This window comes from Kordia antarctica (genome assembly GCF_009901525.1).
Classification (GTDB): Bacteria; Bacteroidota; Bacteroidia; order Flavobacteriales; family Flavobacteriaceae; genus Kordia; species Kordia antarctica.
In genome coordinates this window covers 4,154,478-4,177,018 of record NZ_CP019288.1, presented here as the reverse complement: position 1 = coordinate 4,177,018, position 22,541 = coordinate 4,154,478, and the positions used below count along the sequence as shown (strand labels likewise).

Annotated in this window: 24 protein-coding genes; 4 read left to right on the top strand and 20 right to left on the bottom strand. The window is 33.2% G+C overall.

Features of this window, described 5'->3' with window-relative positions; genetic code table 11:
* Positions 1-286 precede the first annotated feature (286 nt).
* Positions 287-1,294: a PorP/SprF family type IX secretion system membrane protein gene (locus IMCC3317_RS17405; RefSeq protein ID WP_160130760.1), complete on the bottom strand. Its 1,008-nt coding sequence runs from the start codon at positions 1,292-1,294 to the stop codon at positions 287-289.
* 433 nt (positions 1,295-1,727) lie between these two features.
* On the opposite strand from IMCC3317_RS17405, the gene IMCC3317_RS17400 reads away from it, so the two are divergent.
* The 3 genes from IMCC3317_RS17400 (at position 1,728) to IMCC3317_RS17390 (ending at position 3,368) form a co-directional block, all read left to right on the top strand.
* Complete coding sequence (locus tag IMCC3317_RS17400; protein WP_160130759.1) at positions 1,728-2,633, top strand: NifU family protein; 906 nt, start codon at positions 1,728-1,730, stop codon at positions 2,631-2,633.
* Between the two features lie 78 nt (positions 2,634-2,711).
* On the top strand, positions 2,712-2,912 hold the full coding sequence (locus IMCC3317_RS17395) for a dodecin family protein (RefSeq protein ID WP_160130758.1): 201 nt from the start codon (positions 2,712-2,714) through the stop codon (positions 2,910-2,912).
* Positions 2,913-2,999: 87 nt separating this feature from the next.
* Complete coding sequence (locus IMCC3317_RS17390; protein WP_160131953.1) at positions 3,000-3,368, top strand: DUF1304 domain-containing protein; 369 nt, start codon at positions 3,000-3,002, stop codon at positions 3,366-3,368.
* A 106-nt stretch (positions 3,369-3,474) separates the two neighbouring features.
* Here IMCC3317_RS17390 and tsaB read toward each other — a convergent pair whose 3' ends face one another.
* The 14 genes from tsaB to cyoE form a co-directional block, all read right to left on the bottom strand.
* Positions 3,475-4,152 (bottom strand): tRNA (adenosine(37)-N6)-threonylcarbamoyltransferase complex dimerization subunit type 1 TsaB, encoded by a 678-nt coding sequence (gene tsaB / locus IMCC3317_RS17385; protein ID WP_160130757.1) that lies wholly within the window; start codon positions 4,150-4,152, stop codon positions 3,475-3,477.
* Between the two features lie 399 nt (positions 4,153-4,551).
* Positions 4,552-5,883 carry a TolC family protein gene (locus IMCC3317_RS17380; protein WP_160130756.1) on the bottom strand — a complete coding sequence of 444 codons (1,332 nt, stop codon included), beginning with the start codon at positions 5,881-5,883 and terminating at the stop codon, positions 4,552-4,554.
* 31 nt (positions 5,884-5,914) lie between these two features.
* Positions 5,915-7,078: an efflux RND transporter periplasmic adaptor subunit gene (locus IMCC3317_RS17375; RefSeq protein ID WP_160130755.1), complete on the bottom strand. Its 1,164-nt coding sequence runs from the start codon at positions 7,076-7,078 to the stop codon at positions 5,915-5,917.
* 38 nt (positions 7,079-7,116) lie between these two features.
* Positions 7,117-8,379: an ABC transporter permease gene (locus tag IMCC3317_RS17370; protein WP_160130754.1), complete on the bottom strand. Its 1,263-nt coding sequence runs from the start codon at positions 8,377-8,379 to the stop codon at positions 7,117-7,119.
* A gap of 30 nt (positions 8,380-8,409) precedes the next feature.
* Complete coding sequence (locus IMCC3317_RS17365; protein WP_160130753.1) at positions 8,410-9,642, bottom strand: ABC transporter permease; 1,233 nt, start codon at positions 9,640-9,642, stop codon at positions 8,410-8,412.
* Positions 9,635-10,336, bottom strand: coding sequence for an ABC transporter ATP-binding protein (locus IMCC3317_RS17360; protein ID WP_160130752.1), 702 nt, complete (start codon positions 10,334-10,336; stop codon positions 9,635-9,637). The genes IMCC3317_RS17365 and IMCC3317_RS17360 overlap by 8 nt, the downstream gene beginning before the upstream one ends.
* A 117-nt stretch (positions 10,337-10,453) precedes the next feature.
* Positions 10,454-10,684: a hypothetical protein gene (locus IMCC3317_RS17355; protein ID WP_160130751.1), complete on the bottom strand. Its 231-nt coding sequence runs from the start codon at positions 10,682-10,684 to the stop codon at positions 10,454-10,456.
* Positions 10,685-11,215 (bottom strand): DUF420 domain-containing protein, encoded by a 531-nt coding sequence (locus IMCC3317_RS17350; RefSeq protein WP_160130750.1) that lies wholly within the window; start codon positions 11,213-11,215, stop codon positions 10,685-10,687.
* 11 nt (positions 11,216-11,226) lie between these two features.
* On the bottom strand, positions 11,227-11,928 hold the full coding sequence (locus IMCC3317_RS17345) for an SCO family protein (protein WP_160130749.1): 702 nt from the start codon (positions 11,926-11,928) through the stop codon (positions 11,227-11,229).
* Positions 11,929-11,931: 3 nt separating this feature from the next.
* Positions 11,932-12,636 (bottom strand): hypothetical protein, encoded by a 705-nt coding sequence (locus tag IMCC3317_RS17340; RefSeq protein ID WP_160130748.1) that lies wholly within the window; start codon positions 12,634-12,636, stop codon positions 11,932-11,934.
* Positions 12,637-12,930: 294 nt separating this feature from the next.
* Positions 12,931-13,320 (bottom strand): cytochrome C oxidase subunit IV family protein, encoded by a 390-nt coding sequence (locus IMCC3317_RS17335; RefSeq protein WP_160130747.1) that lies wholly within the window; start codon positions 13,318-13,320, stop codon positions 12,931-12,933.
* A gap of 30 nt (positions 13,321-13,350) precedes the next feature.
* Complete coding sequence (locus tag IMCC3317_RS17330) at positions 13,351-14,436, bottom strand: cytochrome c oxidase subunit 3 (RefSeq protein ID WP_160130746.1); 1,086 nt, start codon at positions 14,434-14,436, stop codon at positions 13,351-13,353.
* Positions 14,437-14,483: 47 nt separating this feature from the next.
* A complete protein-coding gene (locus tag IMCC3317_RS17325; RefSeq protein ID WP_160130745.1) occupies positions 14,484-15,065 on the bottom strand; it encodes a cytochrome c oxidase subunit 3 in 582 nt (193 codons plus the stop codon).
* 3 nt (positions 15,066-15,068) lie between these two features.
* Complete coding sequence (gene cyoE / locus IMCC3317_RS17320; RefSeq protein WP_174805965.1) at positions 15,069-15,971, bottom strand: heme o synthase; 903 nt, start codon at positions 15,969-15,971, stop codon at positions 15,069-15,071.
* A 332-nt stretch (positions 15,972-16,303) separates the two neighbouring features.
* On the opposite strand from cyoE, the gene IMCC3317_RS17315 reads away from it, so the two are divergent.
* Positions 16,304-17,206, top strand: coding sequence for an MBL fold metallo-hydrolase (locus IMCC3317_RS17315; RefSeq protein WP_160130744.1), 903 nt, complete (start codon positions 16,304-16,306; stop codon positions 17,204-17,206).
* A 287-nt stretch (positions 17,207-17,493) separates the two neighbouring features.
* Here IMCC3317_RS17315 and IMCC3317_RS17310 read toward each other — a convergent pair whose 3' ends face one another.
* The 5 genes from IMCC3317_RS17310 to gcvH form a co-directional block, all read right to left on the bottom strand.
* Complete coding sequence (locus IMCC3317_RS17310) at positions 17,494-19,605, bottom strand: gliding motility protein RemB (protein WP_160130743.1); 2,112 nt, start codon at positions 19,603-19,605, stop codon at positions 17,494-17,496.
* 476 nt (positions 19,606-20,081) lie between these two features.
* Positions 20,082-20,882, bottom strand: a complete 801-nt coding sequence (locus tag IMCC3317_RS17305) for an energy transducer TonB (RefSeq protein ID WP_160130742.1) — start codon at positions 20,880-20,882, stop codon at positions 20,082-20,084.
* 108 nt (positions 20,883-20,990) lie between these two features.
* The gene (locus IMCC3317_RS17300; RefSeq protein WP_160130741.1) at positions 20,991-21,710 is read right to left on the bottom strand and encodes an energy transducer TonB; all 720 of its coding nucleotides are present in this window, start codon (positions 21,708-21,710) and stop codon (positions 20,991-20,993) included.
* Between the two features lie 54 nt (positions 21,711-21,764).
* The gene (locus tag IMCC3317_RS17295; protein WP_160130740.1) at positions 21,765-22,157 is read right to left on the bottom strand and encodes a VanZ family protein; all 393 of its coding nucleotides are present in this window, start codon (positions 22,155-22,157) and stop codon (positions 21,765-21,767) included.
* Positions 22,150-22,530 carry a glycine cleavage system protein GcvH gene (gene gcvH, locus IMCC3317_RS17290; RefSeq protein WP_160130739.1) on the bottom strand — a complete coding sequence of 127 codons (381 nt, stop codon included), beginning with the start codon at positions 22,528-22,530 and terminating at the stop codon, positions 22,150-22,152. The genes IMCC3317_RS17295 and gcvH overlap by 8 nt, the downstream gene beginning before the upstream one ends.
* Between the last annotated feature and the right edge of the window lie 11 nt (positions 22,531-22,541).

Below are 22,541 nucleotides of genomic sequence, written 5' to 3'. Positions count from 1 at the left end.
GTCATTGCGAATGCAATGAAGCAATCTGTCAAATTTAAGTTATTGACTTACAGATTACTTCGAAATGAAAAATTTCTCGTAATGACGTTGCTTAAACCTTTTCAGACAGTCTCTTTTAATCGAATACTAATACAACAAATCTTAGATCACGCTATTCAGCGGGATTAATTCAATTTACAATTTTAAGTGCGTCTTTTTAGACTTCTTAAAATTGAGTTTCATTAAAAATAAAACGGCTTGCTATAATTTGCAAGCCGTTTTTATATGTTGTTTTGTGTGTTTTGAATTATTGATTAATTCCAGGACAGTTACAATCGTAAGGATCTCTTCTGTTTCCAAAATTGTACCCTACTGTAACTTGATGATAACCGCCATTAGAAAGTACCAGCGAGTTTGCTTGATACGAATATGTATACGCAAACATGAATTTGTTATAGTTCAATCCTATAAATGGTGTAACGTATTGTAATTTTTGATTGTCAACTTGTGTTCCGTTTACAAATTCAGCTCCATCTAAACTTCTTCTATATGATAATCCGCCCCAAACACTTCCGAAATCCATGTTTCTGTATACTTTGATGTTTGCATCAATAGAAGATTCTTGCGTTTCGTCTGTGTATTGAAACATAAAAGATGGTTCGTATTTCCAATCGCTACCGTATCCACCAAAGACATATCCAGCGGAAGCTAAATAACGACGTTGATTTTTTGATTCAAATTCTTGAGAGAACAAATCTCTTTTTGTTGGTAGTGCATTTTTGATTGTTAAATGCGCATAGAAATCTAAAAAGTAATATGACGCTCCAAAATCTACATTGAAATACGTTGCGTTTGCTTGTGTTCCTCCAATAATTGGATCGGGATTGTTGATAATATCGAAACCTGATTCGTCTAAAGTTCCTTGTGTGAATCCTGTGCTAATCCCAAAAGATAATTGATTTAAGTCAACTGTATTTCTTGAAAGTAATAAGTGATATGCAAATGTTAAATATGCTCCTTGTTGTGAAAAATTTCCATTTGCATCATTATATAGAATGGCTCCAAAACCTACTTTGTCTCCAACACGTGTGTTGAAACTCAATGTTTGTAAAGATGGCGCATCGTCTACGTCAAACCATTGTTGTCTTGCTGTTAATCTAATTTTAGATGAAGAGGAAGCTCCAGCCATTGAAGGATGAATTAAGTATAAATTATCAGAAAGATAGTCTACATAAACAGGAAGTCCATCTTGTGAAAAAGAACTTTGCACTCCAAATGCGATGGCAACAATAGCTAAGTATTTTTTAAAATTCATTAGTGTTTATCTTTTTGTGTACTAAGCAGTCAATACAGTTTTGAATTGTATTGAACGTTCAATGCAACTTAATTATTTGGTAACGAGGTCTTTATTCGTTGTGTTTCAGTTAGTTATATGCAATACTCCTATAAACAGACGTTTTTACATTTCAAAATGCTACACATTTGGTCAAATATATAAATTATTTGATAAGTATTTAATTCTTATCTCAATTTATTACTCATTGTTTGCCACAAGATTCTCTTTTTAACAGAATGAGTTTCATAAGCCGCTATTTTATGTGCCCAATTTATTAAAAACGTAATTATTTCTTAATTATTTTAACACAAAATATAAAAATAATTAAAAGCCACCTCAACAATAGAATAATTTACACAGTAGCATTTACAAAATACAGCGATAATGGTTACTTTTGTAAAAAAATAATTCCATGAGTGGTATTACTATAAGTATAGAAAAAACAAGCAATCCTGCAATTATAAAGTTTGAAGCAAGTTCGTTTCTGACACGACATAATAGTTACGAATTTAAAAATATTGATGATGCTAAAGATTCTCTTTTGGCACAACAATTATTTTATCTTCCATTTGTAAAAACCATCTTTATTTCTGGGAATTTTATCGCCATTGAGCGTTATAATATTGTTGAGTGGTCGGATGTACAAGACGAAGTCGCTGAGCAAATTCAAACCTATATTAATGAAGGAAAAGAAGTGATTAGCGAAACTGCTACACCAAAAAAAGTAGTTCCTGTCACTATTTATGCAGAAAGCACACCAAACCCGACAGTGATGAAGTTTGTAGCCAATAAGAAAATCATTGATCGCATGCTTGAGTTTAAAAGTATTGACGAAACTAAATACGCTCCATTAGCACAAGCATTATTTCATTTCCCGTTTATAAAAGAAGTTTTTCTTGATAAGAATTATATTTCCATCACAAAGTACGATATGGTGGAATGGAATGATATTACGATGGAGATTCGCGAGTTTATCCGAAATTATATTCAAGAAGGAAAAGAAGTTATTTCAGAAGATATTCCTGTAGAACAAAAAGAGAAAATTGAATTATCGGAAGAAAGTTTTGAAGCTTTGGACGATATTTCAAAAGAAATCGTGAATATTTTAGATGAATACATAAAACCTGCCGTAGCAAGTGATGGCGGAAATATTATGTTTGATTCTTACGATCCTGTTTCTAAAGTTGTAAAAGTAGTATTACAAGGCGCGTGTAGCGGTTGTCCATCATCTACTATGACATTGAAAAGTGGAATTGAAAATACTTTGAAAAGTTTATTGAAAGGACACGTAAACGAAGTTGTTGCCATAAATGGGTAAGCACAAGTTTTCATAATTGAAAGAATTACCGTAATTTGAAACTCTAATTATTATTTTAACCTTTAAACACCCAATATCATGGCAGTATTAAAAGTAATAGAAGTCCTTTCAAACTCAAAGAAAAGTTGGGAAGACGCAACAGCAAAAGCAGTAAAACAAGCATCTAAGTCTGTGAAAAATATCAAATCGGTATATGTACAAGAACAAAGTGCTATTGTGAATGGTGATGCAGTTGTAGAATTCCGCGTAAACTTGAAACTTACTTTTGAAGTAAAGTAAACGAAGTTTGCCTATCATATATAAAAAGCGTTGTCAATTATTGATAACGCTTTTTTTATGTTCATAGATTTTCCATATCTTCAACGTATGAAAATTTTACAAACTATTCTTATTGCGCTTGTCGCGATAGAACACGTATACATTTTATATTTAGAAATGTTTTTATGGACGTCACCAAAAGGCATGAAAACTTTCGGTTTAAAGTCTAAAGATTTTGCTGAAGAAACGAAAACGTTAGCCGCCAATCAAGGATTATATAACGGATTTTTAGCCGCAGGATTGTTTTGGTCATTATACACAGAAGATGTTTCTGTAAGTCTATTTTTCATCATTTGCGTTTGCGTCGCGGCACTTTACGGCGCGTATTCTACAAAGAGTAATCGAATTTTAATTGTGCAAGGAACGCCAGCATTTTTAGCACTTGCCGTCTTGTTGATGAATCGATTTTTTGTCTAGATTGTTAGATTGTTAGATTGTTAGATTGTTAGATTGTTAGATTGTTAGATTGTTAGATTGTTAGAGCAAATTGAAAAAATATCCTGTTTCAAAAGTATATTTCGTGTTATTTCTTTTTTGCTTTCGTGACCATAAAATCTTTTAGATAATATGGTTCAAAATAAGCAACATCTTCAGTTTCGTTATTTTTGTGTTTTTTTATTCCAATTGGAATCATGTGTTTGGCTGATGGAAAGTAAATTTCATCATAAAAGACTGCGTTTTCATGCGTAATGACATCTTTGCACTTCGCTGCTCCGTTACCAATGAAATGAACTTTTCCTTTCGCTAAATAGTCTGAAAACGATTCTTCCGTAATGATTTCGGTCTTTGTTCCCCTAATTTGTTCATAGTTTGAATTGTATACTGCCGAATAGACTTCCATACGGCGAGCATCCAGTAATGAAAGAATAACACCATTTTTAATGTTGATGGAACGTGCCAAAATTTCTAGACTTTCCATAGCAATGAGTTCTTTATCGGAAGCAAAACATAATCCTTTTGCCGTAGAGACACCAATCCGCAATCCGGTGTACGATCCTGGACCTTTTCCAACAACAATAGCTGTTACGTCATTTGGCTGAATTCCCGCAGTTGTATACGCTTCTTTGATGAATACGTGTAACTTTTCAGAATGCGAATAGTTTTTATCATTTTCTTCCTTGAAATATAAAACTTCCTCATCATTTGCTAAACAAACAGAACAATTTGTGGTTGCCGTTTCTATGTATAATCGTAATGCCATTTGATTTTTATTTGTTTGACAAATGTAAAAGGTATTACAACCTGGGACAAACTCTGAATCGAAAAATATCCTTTTGAACCTAAATTAACGTGAGTTCGATATAAGTTTTACAAAGAATCATTGCGTTATTTTAAATAAATTTTCTCCAAGGCTTCAAAAATTCTTAACGAAAAATGCCTGCTACACTTCGGAAAAAGAACGGATTGCATAAAAAACCAATTCTTATTATATTGAACTGACGTTAAATTATTCAACGAGACTCAGCTCTTCAACAGAGTTAATTCAACTTACACTATTGAATGCCACTTTTCAGGCTTTTCAACAGTGAGTTTCATTAAACACAAAAAAGCATCAACCTTTTTGAAAGAATTGATGCTTTTTGCGTGTTTTGTATGAGTATTATTTTAAATCCGTTAATGGAAGTCCAAAGTAGAATTCTAGTATTTTTAGTTTGAAGATGTAATCAAACTTAGTACGTACCACATCTGATTCAGCACTTTCTAAACGTTGTTTTGACTGACTGAAATCAAACGAATTCATCATTCCTTCATTGAAACGTTCTACTGAGTATTTGTGTGCTTCTGTTCGTGATATTAATGTTTTTTCAGCAGCTTCGTATGCTTTTAGCGAACCTTTTGTATCGTTATACGCTTGATTTACCGTAGCTTCTAAGTCAATTTTTACTTGATCAAGATTGTACTTCGCTCTTTCAATGTTGATGACATTTCTACGTATATTATTTCGTGCGCTGAATCCGTTTAAGATTGGAATGTTTAGTTGAACTCCGAAAGAATGTCCTTTGTTGTCTGATATTTGATCAAAAAATGGTGGTGTACTTCCTAATTCTGTATCAAAGTATCTTGTGTTGAATCCGTAGAATCCTGAAAGACTCGGCAATCTTGCACCTTTTGCAATTTTTAAATCATATTCAGCCAATTCAATGTTTGATTCTGATATTTTTACATTGTTTCGTACTTCTAACGATTTTTCAAAGATTTGCTTTGGCGTGTTGTTCATGATTGTCGTAGACGGAATCATGTAATTACCTTCTGCAATAGCAAAGTTTTCGTAATCATTGATCAATAATAGTTGTGCTAATGATATTTTTGAGAAACGCAATGCATTTTCAGCATTTACAATTTGTTGTTCTTGCGTTGCTGCGTTTGCTTCAATTTCCAATGCGTCTCCACGTGGCACAACACCTTCTTTTACCAATTCGTTTGTGCGCTTTAGTTCTCCTAATGTTACTTGATATTGCGTTTGTAATACTTTTAACGATTCTTTGTTGAATAGTATTTGTAAAAATCGTTGCACTACTTGCAATGAAGTATTGTCTTTAATATCATCTAATTGATATTGATTGGCTAAAAGTGCTAGGTTTGCTCGATGCAATCTGTTTTGATTTTGCAATCCTCTATAGATGTCAATTCCAACATTTAATCCACCACTAGAACTTTGTGTTGTTGCGGTTATGTTTTGTCCTGTTACTGGGTTTGGGTTCAAACCAATATTCCAAGAATGCGATGCAGAAACGTTGACAGTTGGCAAGAAGTTCCCAATTGCATCACTTTTGTCTAACTCTGTATTTTGTCGGTCTAAGGCTGATTGTTTGATGGAAATGTTATTTTCCAATGCATATTCAACACATTCTTTTAATGTCCAATTTTTTTGAGCATGTACAGAAGTAATTGTTACTGTGATGAGCAATATGTATATAAAAACTTTTTTCATGTGTACTAGTTATAATATTAGGTATTGGGTATTAGTCATTTATTTCGTCTTCATTTTCTCCGTCTTTGTTTTCACTATCTGGATCTTCTTTATCATCTTTCTTCGGAGCTTTTATGTTCCAGACTTTGATTTTGTCTTCTAATGTTAGACCAGAAAGAATTTCAATATTTATTCCATCAGAGATTCCCAATTCAATGAATCTCTTTTTAAATTTTTGGTCTCCTACTTCTATTTCCACATATGGCTTGTCTTCGTTTTTTGAATCAAATCGTAACAATGCTTCATCGATCACTAGAATATCTTCTTTTTTATCTAATTCAATAGAAGCATTTGCACTATATCCAGCTCTAATAAAATAATTATCATCTAAAGAAACGTCTGCTTTTATTTTGAATTGTACTGCGCCGCTTTCTTCTATACCTCTTGGCGCAACAAATGTAAGTTTTGCGTCAAATTCCTTATTTTCTATAGCTCCTAAACTTACTTTTAATTCAGAGCTTGGCTTTAGCTTCCCAACTTCTGCTTCATCAACTTTTCCTTCGAAAATCATTTTTCCTAAATCTGCAATTGTTGCAATACTTGTTCCTGCGTTGAACGTGTTACTTTCAATTACTTGATCTCCTTCTTTTACAGGAATTACTAAAATGGTTCCTGAAACCGTTGCTCTAATGTTTGTATTAGCAGAAGAACCTCCAACAGATCCTTTTTTGATTATTTGCAAGTCACTTTGTGCGTTGCGAATTTCTTGTTGCGCCTGACTGTATGACAACTCAGCTCTTTCAAATTCTTGACTTGAAATGATTCCTTTGTCAAAAAGTGTTTTGTTTCTGTTGAATGCGACTCTTGCATTATCTAACACAATTTGCGAACTTTTGATTCTGTTTCTTGCACTGTTTAATGATTGTTCGTTAGGAACAACTTTAATTTGAGCAATTAAATCTCCTGTTTTGATTTTGTCGCCTTCTTTTACAAATATTTTTTCGATAATTCCAGAAATTTGAGGCTTGATTTCTACTTCATCTTCAGGAATTACAGTTCCTGCAGCAACTACTTTCCTAACGATTGCTGACTTAAAAGGCGTAACCGTTTCAAACGTTTCAATACTTTTCTTGTTAGAATTGATAAAGTATGTTGCAGCTCCAAATGCTCCTAAGATAAATACGATTAGCAATAGGATTAATAAAACTTTTTTCATTTTTTTAGTTCTTAAATTATGTTATTGATTGATTGATGTTATTCTTCTCTTAATGCTTCTATTGGTCTCACACTTACGGCTCTTTGCGCTGGTATAAGCCCTATTAACGTTCCTAATACGACCATAAGCGCTATTGCCATTCCTATGTATTCTAAACTTACTGTTGGATTGATAAATGGGAAATCGTCCAAACCTTGTGCTATATCATTCAACTTAGATAGTAATAATCCGCCAACCGTCATTCCTAAAATTCCAGCTACCAATGTTAAGAAAACTGATTCTAAAATAATTTGTCCTCTTATTTCTGCTGGCGTTGCGCCTAATGCTCTTCTGATTCCTATTTCTTTGGTACGTTCTTTTACTGTAATTAGTAAAATGTTTCCAATAGCAATAACGCCTGCAAGTATGGTAGCAATTCCAACAATTAGTGCAGTAAATTTTAATCCTGTGACAAATCCTGTGATTTTTCCAAACATTTCTCCAAGGTTTGCTGCTCCAAAAGCGCGTTCGTCATCTGGATGTACTGAGTATCTTCTTTTTAGTAATGCTTTTGCTTTTTGTTCTATCGCAACAATGTCTTCATCGGGATAACCTGCAATCATCATCCAACCAATTTTGTTTCCTGTATTGTATACTTTTTTGAATGTGGTAAAAGGAATAAAAATAGAGTTGTCTCCTTCAAAAAAATCCGTATTATTTCTTTTATACACGCCAACTACTTGAAAGTACATGTTACTTATTTTGATATATTTTCCAACAGGATCTACATCTTCTTCAAATAATTCTTTTTGAACACGCTCACCAATCACACATATTTTGCGTTTTTCATCGATGTCTTTTTGATTTAGAAAACGTCCTTTCCGTATTTTCTTTTTTGATATAAGATCAAGTACAGGATAATCTCCAAAAACTTTGTAATTACCTGATTTTAGATTGTTTACAACTAAAGGCGGCGATCCGTCAAAAATTCCTTTTGCGTTTCTAGGCGCTACAAAACTTACACCTTCTATTTGGTTGGCAATTCTGTAAGTGTCACTTAATTCTATTCGTATGCTTCGGTCTCTGTTGAAACCTCCATAAGGAATTCCTGTTTGTTGTCCCCAAAGAAATATACTGTTGGTTGCCATTCCTTTAAAAGCTGCTTCAAAACCGTTTTCAATTCCTTTGGCAGCACCTTGTAATCCTATAAAGAGTAGAATTCCCCAAAATACACCAATAATTGTAATGGCTGTTCGTAGTTTGTTTTTACGAATAGATCCGAATATTTCTTGCCAAGTATCTCTTGAAAATATAAATTTCATCTGTGTGCTTTGTTTATGGCTTGTTCCTTGTTATTCATCTCTTAGTGCTACAATTGGTTTTACTTTCGCGGCTCTTCTGGCAGGAATATATCCAGCAATTAGTCCTGATAGTATCAATATTATCGTTGCAGCAATGATGGTTCCTTGACTTACATTTGGATCCGTAATAAACCAATCTTTCAATTTGTCTCCCATGGAATTGAGGACAAAATTACCTATGAGCAGTCCTAAATATCCAAATATTAAGGTAATGACCAATGTTTCTTGTAATATCATTCCAATTACGGAACTTGGTTTGGCTCCTAATGCTTTTCTGATTCCTAATTCTTTGGTACGTTCTTTTACGATGTATACCATAATGTTACTGATTCCAATAACACCTGCGAATAACGTTCCGATACCAATCCACATTACAATGATTTGCAATACGTTTGCGAGTTGTAAGGTTTGTTCTAAATCTTCAATTACACTTTGCACATAAATTCCATTTTGGTCACTTGGTGCAATGTTGTGTTTGTTTTTTAATAATTTTTCAATGTCTTTAGATAGTCTACGCGCGCCATTTGAACCAATTGCCATATCATATGACAAATTGATTTGATCAATTTTATCTGTGTTTTTGTAGATGAGTTGCGTTGTGCTTACAGGCGTATATATGTTACGTTCTTCTCTGTCGCCGCTACCTTCATCACTAAATACGCCAATAACTCTGTATACTATTTTGTTTAGCGTAAAATATTTTCCGACTGCATTTTCTCTGCCAAATAAATCTTTTTCTACCAAACGTCCTATGACGGCAACTCTAGCGTCCGTATTTATATCATTTGCATTGATATAACGTCCTTTTTCTATATCAGTTTGTTCTAAATATTGATGTTCTGGATGTACTGCTCTTACTGTGTAGTTTCCGTATTCACTTTTGTATTTTACAATGATACCTTTGGTAATACGTGCTGTTGTAAATTCGATGCGATCGCCAAATTTTTCTTTTAGTAATTCTAAATCTTCATTTTTGAATTCTATGCGCCTATCTTTTTTGAAACCTTTAAATGGTTTTTTAGCAAATCCAGGATATATGAATATGGTATTTTGTGCATCATCTTGAAATGATTCGTAGAATGTGTTCTTGAGTCCATTTCCCATTCCAAATAGCACGGTAAATATCAAAATACCTAGCGTCACTGTAAAACCTGCCAAGAGTGTTCTTAGCTTATTTTTATTAATGGTTTGGAATATTTCTCTCCAACGATCTAAATCAAACATATTGTGAAGCTCTTACTTGTTCTATAAATTTATCTTCTACAATTTTACCATCTTTTAGCATCACAATTCTTTTTGTCATGTTTGCAATGTCTTGTTCGTGTGTTACGACTAATATTGTTTTTCCTTCGTCATTAATTCCTTGAAGAAACTCCATTACTTCATTGGAAGTTTTGGTATCTAAAGCTCCTGTTGGCTCATCGGCAAGTAAAACTTTAGGTTCTGAAGCCAATGCGCGTGCAATGGCAACACGTTGTTTTTGTCCTCCCGAAAGTTCGCTTGGCAAGTGATGTGCCCAATCTGCTAAACCAACTTTTTCTAAGTAATATAATGCTTTTTCTTTTCTGAGTTTTCGTGACATTCCCTGATAATATAGTGGCAATGCTACGTTTTCTGTGGCATTTTTATAATTAATCAAGTTGAATGATTGAAAGATGAAACCTAAGAATTTGTTACGATATACAGCTGCTTTTTTTTCACTTAAGTTTTTAATTGGAACACCATCTAATACGTATGAACCTTTTTCAGCTTCATCAAGCATTCCGATGATGTTTAGTAGTGTAGATTTTCCTGAACCCGAAGAACCCATTATGGAAACAAATTCTCCTTCTTTTATATCAAGATTGATTCCTTTTAGTACGTGAAGATTGTTACTTCCCATACGATAAGACTTATGCAATTCTTCAATTCGAATCATGGTTGGCTTAGTATTAGTTCTAAACAATATTACATATTTGCGATTACAAACATTATTAATACTGTGTTAATCTTATTTCTAATAAGACTATCCAAAAATGATTTCGTTACAAAAATATTACGTTTTTTTTATTCCAGTTTTTTTATTGTAGGTTTTGTAGATATAAATTCCAATGATAGCCACTAAAATATACGGAATTGCCATTAAATATACAATGCCTTTATTGACGCCTTTTGCTTGCGAAAGATCATCTCCAGATTCTAAGACAGCTCTGCACATGGCGCATTGTGCTTCAAGCGAAACAACACTTAACAATAGGATAATGAGTATGATGTGTTTTGTTTTCATTTATGCGTAATAAGGTGAAATCATTAGGTACACAATAACGCCTGTTACTGCTACGTATAACCAAATTGGAAATGTGATTTTAGCTATTTTTTTGTGCTTGTCAAAACGTTTTGCCAATGCTTTTACAAAGGTTATTAATACTAATGGAATAATGACGATACTTAATACAATATGTGTGATTAGAATAAAGAAATATACAGTTCTGATCATTCCTTCTCCGCCAAATTCAGTAGATTCGGAAGTCATATGATACGCCACATACATTCCTAAGAAAACCACCGAAAGTCCAATACAGGTTTTCATGAGCATTTCATGAAGCTTGACTTTTTTGTTTTTAATAGCAATTACGGCTGCAACTAATAAAACTGCTGTGATTCCGTTTATTGTCGCGTAAATTGGCGGCAAAAACCGCAATGGTTCTGCACCTTCTATTTTTACTCCAAATAAAACTGCTACTACTAACGGAATTGCTATTGATAGCACAATAATCCACTTTTTATATTTTTTTTCAATGTCAGTTGTCGCTTCCATAGTGAATATATCTATTCTTCTTCTAGTAAATTTTTAATGTCTTGTTTGAGCATTTCTACTTCTTTCTCATCTGTTCCTTGATAGTAAATTTTAGGATTTCCCTGTTGTCCCATTCGCGAACGAATGAACCCATTCTTATCTATTAGCGCAAAATATCCTTGATGCTCAAATCCGCCTGATACTTCCGGATTAATGCTTGCGAAGATGTTGAAACCTACATTAGACAACGCATGAATTTTTTCTATATCTCCCGTAAGGAAATGCCAATTGAGCGATTTTACACCATAACGTTCCGCATATTCTTTTAACGCTTTTGGTGTATCATTTTCAGGATCTATCGTAAAAGAAGCAATTGCAAAGTCGTCTCTTTCATGAAATTCATCATCAAGTAATCGCATGTTTGTATTCATTACAGGACAGATTGTTGGACAGGACGCAAAGAAAAATTCCATCACGGTAACTTTCCCTTTAAAATCTAAATTTGAAATCTCTAAGCTGTCTTGATTTGTAAATAGAAATTCAGGAACACTGCGCGCTTTTCCATTAATTTCTAAATAGAGCAATTTTGTATTTCGCTTCGTTCCTTCGATGTTCATTCTGTCTTTTTCGACAGTTGAACCATCTTTTATTTTCTGTATAATTTTAGGAATGAATATGATTCCAAAGACCAAGATTACAAGAGAAATTCCTATGTATGAATAATTTTTTTTCATGTTCTATTTTTTATCAACTTCTATGATTTCCTCTCTTCTTTCTTGCGATTGTTCTTTTCTAGATTTCCCTCTGTATTCTTCAAAGAGAATCCGAATGTCGTCTGTCATTTTTCCAGAAAGTTCCGAAATCATCGTTGTATCGTACCCATATAACATGTATGGTTTTGCTTCTTCTCTTAATTCCACTGTTGAACGATCGTCAAAACGCCCACGAAGATTTTTGTCTTTGTCAATAATGTATACATAATCTGAACTTGAATAGCCATCTAACACTAATGGAGATTCTAATCCGTAAAAAATTCTTTCCAATTCTTCTTTATCAACTACTACAAAATTCCACGCTTTTAATTCATCTGAGAAGCGACTGATTTCATATTTTAAGTCTTCAATTTCTTTTTCTTGTCCAGGAGTGACCAACATCACAACTTGAAAACGCTTAAATCCGCTAAAGCGTTTGTATATTTTTTGATTAAGATTTAATACATTAATTTTCCTGTCTTTTACGTTTCCACCGAGAAAACCAAGAATTGTAATTTCGTCTTTAAATTGAATTGAATCTTTCTTTTCAATAGATTCATAATTTACAAGTTCAGGAACGTTTGTATGTATAACTTGAAGCGGCGTGTAATTGTGTGAAGTGAAAAGAAGAATAAGTACAATGGTTACGGGCAATAAGAATAAAACTCCTAATGTAATCTTCTTTTTCATGTGTCTTTTTTAAGATTTGTAATCAGTTATGTGCAATTTACCAAGTGTACTTTTGACACATTTTTTTACTAAAACTTTATCGACTACAAAAATAAAAATCGATTCGTTAGTAAACGCTATAATCTTTCGTTTTTTTTCTTTTTTGAGAAGATTTAACAACTTGATTTTCAGATCATCTATTTACAAACTTATATTAATCGTTTTCATTTTATTACATAAAGATTCAACCAAAACTAATGTGCATAAAAAAAGCGATACTAATTGTACCGCCTTTTTCTATATTTTAGTGTCATTTTAGAAATTCCACTTTACATATCCATTTGTTTTTATGCCTTCGATATACGTTCCTTCTTGCAATAAAATGAAAAGCAAATAGGCAACTAAAAAAATACCTGTCCAAACAACGGCTCTTCTTAGTGAACTTTTTTCATCACGCAAGTGCATAAAATCCCAAGCAATATAATATGCTTTTACTAATGTTAAAATGATGAATAACCAGTTTAACAATTTCATCCCAATGAAATGATTCTCTGTAAGGAAAGCTGGTTTTACAATACCAAATCCTACTTCTACAATTGTGATTAGAGATAAAAAAATCAATACACCCCAAATTTTCTGTGTGTTTGATTTGAACTTTAATGTTCCTCTAAATATTGCTAATTTATGTGTGTTATCGTGTTCCATGATACTATAATGATCTTTCTTATAAAATAATTAAACTAGGTAGAAGAATGTAAATACAAATACCCAAACTAAATCTACAAAGTGCCAGTAAAGTCCAACCTTTTCTACCATTTCGTAGTTATTTTTTCTTCTATCATACGTTCCTAAGATGACATTGAAGAAAATAATGATATTGAAAATAACTCCTGAAAATACGTGGAATCCGTGGAATCCTGTGATAAAGAAGAAGAAATCTCCAAATAATCTATTTCCGTATTCGTTGTGAACAAGGTTTGCACCTTTTACATATACAACGGCGTCTTTTAATGCTTTTTCAGATCCTGCTCTTGTTAGCACTCCTTTTTGCCCTGTTTTATCAGCATTCATGTATAAACTTTCGTAACGTGCTGCTTTCGCTACATCTGCAGGATTTTCCGAAGTTTTTAAGTCTGCTACATTTGGCATTAACTCTTGCGTTCTTACGGCTAAGTTTTCTTTTGTGTTAAATCCTGTGATTACATCTTGTACAGAATATGTAGGCAATGCAGCTTCAGATGTAAACCAAAGTCCTTCTTTGCTTTCGTGTCGTACTCTTTCTTTGTGTGACGCTGTTGCGAAATCTTCCACAGAAACGCGATGCATTTTTTCATCACCTTCTTCCATGTGAGTATCCACAAACTGAAGTATTTGACCACCTTTTGTTTCCAACGCTCCATAAGAACCTTGAATAAAGTTTGTCCATTCCCACGCTTGTGAACCTAAGAATATTGCTCCACCAATAATGGTAAGAAACATATAAAAAGTTACTTTCGCCTTATTCATATGGTGACCAGCATCTACAGCTAATACCATCGTTACAGAGGAAGCAATTAATATAAATGTCATTAAGGCAACGAAGTACATTGGATGATCTCCGTGAAAAAACGGAAAGTGATTGTACACTTCATCGGCAATTGGCCAAGAATCGATAAATTTAAATCTTGAGAATCCGTACGCGGCTAAAAACCCTGAGAATGTCAGTGCATCAGATAGCAAAAAGAACCACATCATCAATTTTCCGTAGCTGGCTTTTAGCGGCTGATTTCCGCCTCCCCAAACTTTACCTTCAGTATCTGTATTTGAAACAGTAGCTTTCATAAAAAGTATGCATTTTTAATAAAATTGTTCAAATTTACGTTTTTTTCTTATCTTAAGAAATATAAAAACAGAAACAAGAAGACCCATAGAAAATCTAGGAAATGCCAAAACATTGCACCTAGTTCTAAACCAAGCGTTTGCCCTTGTTTATACTTTTGTTTAAAATGATTATAAATTACAACTAATAACACCAAAATACCAGCAGCAACGTGCAGTAAATGCACAACTGTCACAATATACAAGAAAGAAGTCGTTACCGAACTTCCTTTCCCAGTAAAATAATAGCCGCTTTCTACGATTTCATTGAATCCTGCAAATTGTAAAATTACAAATGCAATTCCAAGTCCTAAGGTTGCTAATAAATATAATGTTGTTGTTGAATGTACTCCTTTTTGAATCGCGTTTTTGGCGAGATGAAATGTAATACTACTTGCTACAATTACGAGTGTACTATAAAAAAATGCTGTTGGTAATTCGAAATTTGCTAACCAATCAGGACGTTCTTGACTTACAATATATGCACTTGTGAGTCCTGCAAACATCATAAACATACTAATCATAGCAAACCACAACATCATTTTCTTTGATCTATCTTGCTTTTCTTCAAATGTTCCTTGCGTTAAATCCATATTTTAGCGTAAAAATTTATCTACTACAAATAGTATTTGTATTAATGTGATATAACCAACACTTGCCAACATGAGTGCTTTCGCAGATTTGTTGTCCATGTTTTTGTATAATCGGATTCCATAATATAACAATCCAATTCCTGAAATGAATACTAATATTGCTGCAACTATAGAAAGTTTCAATTCACCAGTAAGTCCTGTTACGGGAAATACTGAGATTAAAATTAACCAAATCGTATACATAATAATTTGTAATGCTGTTGCTTTGTTCTTTTTTCCTGTTGGCAACATAAAGAATCCACCTTTTTTATAATCTTCAAATAAAAACCAACCAATTGCCCAAAAGTGCGGAAATTGCCAGAAGAATTGAATCATAAATAGTGTTCCTGGTTCTATTCCAAAATCATCCGTAGCCGCTACCCAACCTAGCATAAAAGGAATTGCACCTGGCAATGCGCCAACAAATACCGCTAAAGGTGTTTTTGTTTTTAATGGTGTATACACACAGGTATATAAAAAAATAGAAATAGCGCCAAACATCGCTGTTTGAGGATTTATAGTGTATAAAATTCCTATTCCTAATACAGTAAATATAGTGGCAATGATAAAAGCGGTTGTGACAGACATTCGTCCTGCTGGAATTGGTCTGTTTTTTGTGCGATCCATTAAAGCATCTAAATCACGTTCAATGATTTGATTGTATGCATTAGAAGCACCAACCATGAAATAACCGCCTAAGGCAAGTAAACCTAATACTTTGAAATCTACACCATTTTCAGCATCGACACCTAATAAATATCCTGCCAAAGAAGAAAAAACAACACTAATTGCTAATCCTACTTTTGTAAGTTGTTTAAAATCTTCTACTATTGAAGAGAATGTGTATGTTTTTTTGAGTGTATTCAATACAATTTTATCTGCCTTGATAATTTTCTGCAAAGATAAAGGACAAATACCAAATAATCTTTAAAATAACCGATTAAATTCGTTTCTATTCTCTTTATATTTTCAAGATAAAATAGAACCGTAACAAAGGCTATGCTTCTATTTTCTATTTCATCTAAAGCAACTATAATTCAAATTTAGTATCAATCATTTTAAAGGTTATTTGGTATAATCCGTTGTATGCAATGATTTTCAAACAGTTTTACTGCTTTTCTGAATAGTTATTGTATTTCTATTTTTATCTTTGGAAAGAAAGCTCGTTTTTAAACGACTACTGTCTAGATTAAGATCCTATGAAATTTCTAAAAATTACGCTCACACTTACTTTTCTCATGTTCATTTCTGTTGGTTTTGCTCAAAAGAAAGAAGTTGAAATTAAAGTGAATAAAGTTACCGACAATGTATATATGCTCATCGGACAAGGAGGAAATATCGCAATTTCAGTTGGTGAAGATGGTGTTTTTATGATTGATGACCAGTTTGCGCATTTGACACCAAAAATTTTAAAAGCTATTGAAACTGTTACCGACAAACCTATTAAGTTTTTAATTAATACGCATTGGCATGGCGATCATACTGGCGGAAACGAAAATATACATAAAGAAGGTGCTGTCATTGTAGCGCACGAGAATGTACGAAAACGCATGAGTGTGGAGCAATTCAATAAAGACCGAAACAAAACTACGCCAGCTTCTCCAAAAGGAGCTTTGCCAGTAGTAACTTTTTCAAAAGATGTTTCTTTCCATTTTAATGACGAAGAAATTTTTATTTTCCATGTGCATGAAGCGCATACAGATGGTGATGCAATGGTATATTTTACGAAAAGTAACGTATTACATATGGGCGATACGTATTTTCAAGGAAAGTATCCGTTTATCGATTTGAATTCTGGCGGAAGCACACAAGGATATATTGCCGCTATTAAAAAAGCATTGTTATTGATTAATGAAGATACGAAAGTGATTCCTGGACATAGAAATCTATCTACGAAAGCTGAATTACAAGAATATCTAGGAATGCTAGAAAGCATTGAGAAAAAAATTAGTGCTGAGATAAAAGCAGGGAAAACAGAAGAAGAAGTGACAAAAAATACGACTCTTACTAAAAAGTATGATGATTTAGGATATGGTGATTGGTTTATTTCTGGAGAAGTTTTAAGAAAAACTTTTTACAGAAGCTTACAAAAACCCGAGTAAACTTTCAAAATTTACAATAATGACTCCTGCAATCAAGAAAAATACACAGCCCAGTAGAAATACTGGGTATTCTTTTACCATATAATTTGATCCTTTGGATCTTTTATAAACAGATAAATCAAGTGATTTGAATCCTAAGTATACAAATGGAATAATCAATAAAAAAACGAAAAAAGGCTCGATCATTTTTAATAGGTTTGGGCGTACAAGAAATGTAGGATATCTTGTGGTTTGTAATTATTTGAGGCTATTCAACAAATCTAAGAAAAAAAAATTAATTTCAACTGTTAAAAGTCAAAATACCAATTAAAAATATCGGTTCGAATTCCAAAATTAAACCATGTGGTACTTTCTTTGAAATTTACTAATGTATTTGCAGTTGGATTAAAACTTCTGTATGTAACATTGGCATAGATTTTTAAGTTTGTTTTTGGATTTACAATGTAACCAACGTTCAAATCTCCAATAAATACATTTGTTTTATTTCCTTGTAATAGTTCAATGCCTGTATCTCCTATTCTGTCGTCATTATCGATATAAATATCACTTCCATAACTTGCCGCATCTATTGTTGGATCAAAATCCAATCCTCTTTGTCCGTAAATTAATTTCGCGCTTCCATACCAACGTTTATAGTTGTAACGTCCAATTCCGATAACTTCACGGAAATTTGCGCCCCATAAATGCCCTAATGATTGATTATTGTGTCCGTAGTTTGTAGCGACTTGATTGTGCGAATATGTATACGGACGCACCTGATTGTATTCCAATTGTACTAATAAATTATCTACGTTAAACGCGTTGTAATATTTCGCGCCAAGCTGAAAACCATATTTATTTTTCCAACTTTGATTTCCTGATTTGATATCATTTAAAGAGAATTCATCCAGAATAAATTGACCATAAAAATTTACATTGTCATTCCATTTGTATTTTGAACTCAATCCGACAATTGCATTTCCAGCTCGTGAACCTGTTGAAAATTCAATTGCTCTGTAAAATATGATCGGATTTACATAGTTAAAGTCAAATCCGCGATTGTTATCATTTTTCCAAACAACAGATTCAAATAAGCCAATGTTTAATTTTTCGGAAACATTCCAACTTAAGTAATGATTGGCAATATATTTTGTTAGAAAAGCGCCATCTTCCGTAACTTCTGGTCGTACATCGCGCAGCCACATCCAGGTATTCGTGTATTTTATTTTCCAGAAAGATGTGTTCAATTTTACAAAAGGATACGGACTTGTGGCATCACTTACAAATAAGGAGCGATACCCATCGCCAATAAAATTTTTCCCGTGACCTAATTGCATATTAAACATTTTGTTTGGCGCATACGAAATATATCCTTCTGCAACAGGATAATCATACGCATCTGTTTTGAAATCTTTGGCAATTCCGCGCCCAGGAATTATCGCAGGATTTCCGCCAGATGGTTTAATGCTTTCCGCATATCTGTTGTAATAATCTGCAAATCGTCCTTGACTTTCAAATATCGTAGCCGAAAAGTTTAATCCTTCGCCCAATCCACCTTGCACTTGAACACCTCTGGTATTATTATACGTATAATCAACTTCGCCGCCTGTATTTTTCCCAAGTTGTAAGTCTAAAATAGGATCTATTACAAACCAGTAGTTTTTTCCTTTGACAGTTACTAAGTGTTCGTTCCATAATTTACGTCCTACCCAAGATGAAGCTTCTTTTTTGAGTGTTGTTTGTTGCGCGTTAAAATCGTAATAATTTGTAACTGTGTTATACAAATATGGTTTTGAAGCCGTGTGACTGTTTGTACCAACTACATTTATTTGTCGATCAAAATACGCGTACATGTCATGCGAAAACGGAACATTCAAGTTGCTTTTATATAATTCATCTTGATACGGCTCTAATTCTTTATTTACATTTCCAAACTCTTTTTTGGCGGCAGTTTCAAGCGCATTTTCTTTTTCTTGGATTGTTTTTGGAGCTTCTATAGAATTTATACTTCCCAACGGAATGTTGAGTTTCATTGTGAACTGCATGTACGCAGGTTTTCCGCTGTATGTTGGCGCCGTAATTTTAGGAAGCAATCCAAAAACACGTTTTATTTCCTCTTTGAGTTCTTCATATACTGCATCGACATATAAAACTTTAAATGTGCCTTCTTTGGTTACTTCAAATAATACGATGAGTTCCCCTGTATAATTTTCTTTTGTGATAATTTCAGGTAGTTTGAATTTTTCCTTGATGAACGCTTGCAAGGTTGTATTGAAACAGCTTTCCAAATTTGCAATTTCTACGTTTTCACATTCAGTAAATACAGGATATTTTTCGTAATCGTTCGTTGATATTTGTCCAAACGCGATTTGAAACGCTAAGAATATAAGTATAAAAAGAGACGTTTTAAGTCGAAGCATATTTGGGAATTTTATGAAAGCGAAAGATACTTAAAATTGATTCATTCCCCATAATCATGCGCTTAGAATCTTAAAAAAGCACGTTTGTTTTTTTCATCATTAGAAAAAAACAAAAGTGCTATTTTGGTTATTTTATAATAAAAAGTGTGAAAATTGATCGTTTTTTAGCTTGAAGAAGCACGTTTATGCTGATAAATACGGATTAATTAGACACAAGAAAAGCAACATACGTTAGTTTTTCGTACTTTTGTAGCGTACTTTCTGATTAAATGACCTTGGTAAGTCTTGGTAACATTTACTGAAGGCTTTAAGTTGACATTTTTCATAATAATCGGTTTTAATGTTAATGTAATGAGATGTCACAGAAAGTATACCTAAAAAACCGAGTTAATAACTCGGTTTTCCTTTTTTATATATTGAACTCATCTTGACTTTTTCTTAAAAGATAGCTAAGATGAGTTTTTTGTTCTATTATTTTAATTTACTCTAAAAATGATTGGCAATGTATATTTCACTTTTACATTTTGATTTCGTTGTTTTCCCGGTTCCATTTTAGGAAGTAATCGTATTACACGTTCTGCTTCTTTTTGTAGTTCTGGATGCGGCGCGTGCGATTGAATTCCTGTTACGTTTCCGTTTTCATCAATCACAAATAATATATTAATACGCTTTTTACCTTCATCCAACCCTAAGTCTTGTGCCAAACCAGTATTAAATTTTTTGTTTACATGCTTCTGAATCTTTTCTGACATGCACTTTTTACGTTCTTCTTTGCTTTTATATTTTTCACAACCTGGGTAAATTGGCGCGTCCTCTATAAATGCAAAAGGAACTTCTATGTTCTCATCACGACCTTCGCTCATTACAGGCACATCATCTTTATTTACAAGTGAAGTAACTTTTTTTGGCGTTATAGTTGTTTCTAAAATCTGTTTTTTGAGTTTTGTATCATTATCAACAGGTTCAATTACATCAATAATCAATGTTGGTTTGATTGTTGGCTCTGGATCAATCTGTTTTACCACCACAACTTCTTCTTGAAAAACTGGCACATACGGAGTAGTGTCTTTCTCCATCAATTCTGCTGTGACTACTTCTACAACTTCCGTTTCAGTTTGAATTTGAAATACGGTGTACACAATAAATAAACTCAGCGCGAGACTTACTGAGAATCTTAACAAAGGATTTCGTTGGATTTTTAAATCGTTCTTTCTAGCTAGGTGACTTTCTTGTACACCAATAGCGTTCACATTTTCTGTGTGATTGACATTTTTCATAATATATCGGTTTTAATGTTAATGTTCTGTTAACCACACAAGAAACGTACCAAAAAAAAAGCCCGAGCAAATTGCTCGGGCTTTTGTATATTTTTAAAAGACTTTTATTTAATCTTGCACTTTGAAAACAATTGGTAACGTGTAGTTTACACCTACTGGCTTTCCTCTTTGCTTCCCTGGTTTCATTTTAGGCAAGCTTCTAATTACTTTTTCAGCTTCTTGTGCTAATCTTGGATGTGGTGCTCTAGAACGTACATCTGTAATATTACCTTGTCTATCGATTTTGAATACTACAAATATTTTTTGTACACCTGTTAAATCTAAATCACCCGCGAGTTCCGTATTGAACTTTTTGTTTACGTGCTTTTGCACTTGTTCAGACATACATTTTTTACGTTCCGCTTTGCTACTGTATTTTTCACATCCTGGAAAAATTGGTGCATCTTCAATTACTGAGAATGGTACATCTTCAATAATTTCTTCTTCTTCTTCAATTTCAACAGTTTCAACTTCTTGAATTACTTCTTCTTCTGTTGTTTCTGTAGATTCGATAACAGTTTCTTCCACTTCTTCCTCATCTTCTACAACTTCAATTATTTCTGGAGCTGGTGGTGGTGGCGGTGGTGGTGGTTGAGTTAACTGTTGCGTCATGATCATTTCTTCATCTTCATTTTCAATCATGGTAACTGCTTCTTCTTTTGCAACTTCGTCGTAAGCTGTCCATTCCATACCTTGCCAGATAAAAAATGTAACGAATGCAAAACCTAAGGCAAGATAGAAAAGACTATTATTTCTTAGATCAACATCTGGATTCTTTTTTTCTTCCATAATATTTTAGTTTTAATGTTCGCTAATTTAATTATTTATTAACTAAAAAAACAATTAATTTCCTATTTTTAACTTTCTTCTGTTTATAACAGCGTATTTTATGAGTAGTATTGCAAGTATTGTGCCAGTTGTATTTGCTAAAACATCTTGCCAATCTCCTTGTCGATTGTCTACTAATGTTTCTTGCATGATTTCTACACAAATTCCATAAATAATAGAAACAATAGCACTTAGTAGTAGCGCATTTTTCTGTAAAAACGTATTGGTGATTCCTCTTGAAAATGCTAGAAACCAAACAATAGCAGCCACAAAGTATACCAATCCGTGCGCTAGTTTGTCTGCAAAAGAAATGCCCATTTTAGGCGCTCCTTCTAACGATATTAAACTAAGGATTGTAATCGTAATTGTCCAAGCTATTGCTAGCGCTGAAAATAGATACTTACCCAACTATTAACTCTTTATATGCTTCAGCACTCAACAAACCTTCTACTTCTGAAACATCAGAAAGTTTAATTTTAATCATCCAACCACTACCATACGCATCTTTGTTTACAGCTTCTGGCTCATCTTCTAAACCTTCATTGAATTCTATAACTTCTCCAGATAATGGCATGAATAGGTCAGAGACTGTTTTTACAGCTTCCACAGTTCCAAAAACCTCATCTTTGGCAACTTCTTCATCTAATGTATCAACATCAACATATACAATGTCTCCTAATTCACCTTGTGCAAAATCCGTAATTCCAACGGTTGCAACGTCACCTTCAATTTTAACCCATTCGTGGTCATTTGTATATTTTAGGTCTGCTGGTATATTCATTTTTATGTTTA

Bases quoted from the DNA above. Each gene is read 5' to 3' on its own strand.
- IMCC3317_RS17405 (WP_160130760.1), bottom strand. From the start codon at position 1,294: ATGAATTTTAAAAAATACTTAGCTATTGTTGCCATCGCATTTGGAGTG.
- IMCC3317_RS17400 (WP_160130759.1), top strand. From the start codon at position 1,728: ATGAGTGGTATTACTATAAGTATAGAAAAAACAAGCAATCCTGCAATT.
- IMCC3317_RS17395 (WP_160130758.1), top strand. From the start codon at position 2,712: ATGGCAGTATTAAAAGTAATAGAAGTCCTTTCAAACTCAAAGAAAAGT.
- IMCC3317_RS17390 (WP_160131953.1), top strand. From the start codon at position 3,000: ATGAAAATTTTACAAACTATTCTTATTGCGCTTGTCGCGATAGAACAC.
- tsaB (WP_160130757.1), bottom strand. From the start codon at position 4,152: ATGGCATTACGATTATACATAGAAACGGCAACCACAAATTGTTCTGTT.
- IMCC3317_RS17380 (WP_160130756.1), bottom strand. From the start codon at position 5,883: ATGAAAAAAGTTTTTATATACATATTGCTCATCACAGTAACAATTACT.
- IMCC3317_RS17375 (WP_160130755.1), bottom strand. From the start codon at position 7,078: ATGAAAAAAGTTTTATTAATCCTATTGCTAATCGTATTTATCTTAGGA.
- IMCC3317_RS17370 (WP_160130754.1), bottom strand. From the start codon at position 8,379: ATGAAATTTATATTTTCAAGAGATACTTGGCAAGAAATATTCGGATCT.
- IMCC3317_RS17365 (WP_160130753.1), bottom strand. From the start codon at position 9,642: ATGTTTGATTTAGATCGTTGGAGAGAAATATTCCAAACCATTAATAAA.
- IMCC3317_RS17360 (WP_160130752.1), bottom strand. From the start codon at position 10,336: ATGATTCGAATTGAAGAATTGCATAAGTCTTATCGTATGGGAAGTAAC.
- IMCC3317_RS17355 (WP_160130751.1), bottom strand. From the start codon at position 10,684: ATGAAAACAAAACACATCATACTCATTATCCTATTGTTAAGTGTTGTT.
- IMCC3317_RS17350 (WP_160130750.1), bottom strand. From the start codon at position 11,215: ATGGAAGCGACAACTGACATTGAAAAAAAATATAAAAAGTGGATTATT.
- IMCC3317_RS17345 (WP_160130749.1), bottom strand. From the start codon at position 11,928: ATGAAAAAAAATTATTCATACATAGGAATTTCTCTTGTAATCTTGGTC.
- IMCC3317_RS17340 (WP_160130748.1), bottom strand. From the start codon at position 12,636: ATGAAAAAGAAGATTACATTAGGAGTTTTATTCTTATTGCCCGTAACC.
- IMCC3317_RS17335 (WP_160130747.1), bottom strand. From the start codon at position 13,320: ATGGAACACGATAACACACATAAATTAGCAATATTTAGAGGAACATTA.
- IMCC3317_RS17330 (WP_160130746.1), bottom strand. From the start codon at position 14,436: ATGAAAGCTACTGTTTCAAATACAGATACTGAAGGTAAAGTTTGGGGA.
- IMCC3317_RS17325 (WP_160130745.1), bottom strand. From the start codon at position 15,065: ATGGATTTAACGCAAGGAACATTTGAAGAAAAGCAAGATAGATCAAAG.
- IMCC3317_RS17315 (WP_160130744.1), top strand. From the start codon at position 16,304: ATGAAATTTCTAAAAATTACGCTCACACTTACTTTTCTCATGTTCATT.
- IMCC3317_RS17310 (WP_160130743.1), bottom strand. From the start codon at position 19,605: ATGCTTCGACTTAAAACGTCTCTTTTTATACTTATATTCTTAGCGTTT.
- IMCC3317_RS17305 (WP_160130742.1), bottom strand. From the start codon at position 20,882: ATGAAAAATGTCAATCACACAGAAAATGTGAACGCTATTGGTGTACAA.
- IMCC3317_RS17300 (WP_160130741.1), bottom strand. From the start codon at position 21,710: ATGGAAGAAAAAAAGAATCCAGATGTTGATCTAAGAAATAATAGTCTT.
- gcvH (WP_160130739.1), bottom strand. From the start codon at position 22,530: ATGAATATACCAGCAGACCTAAAATATACAAATGACCACGAATGGGTT.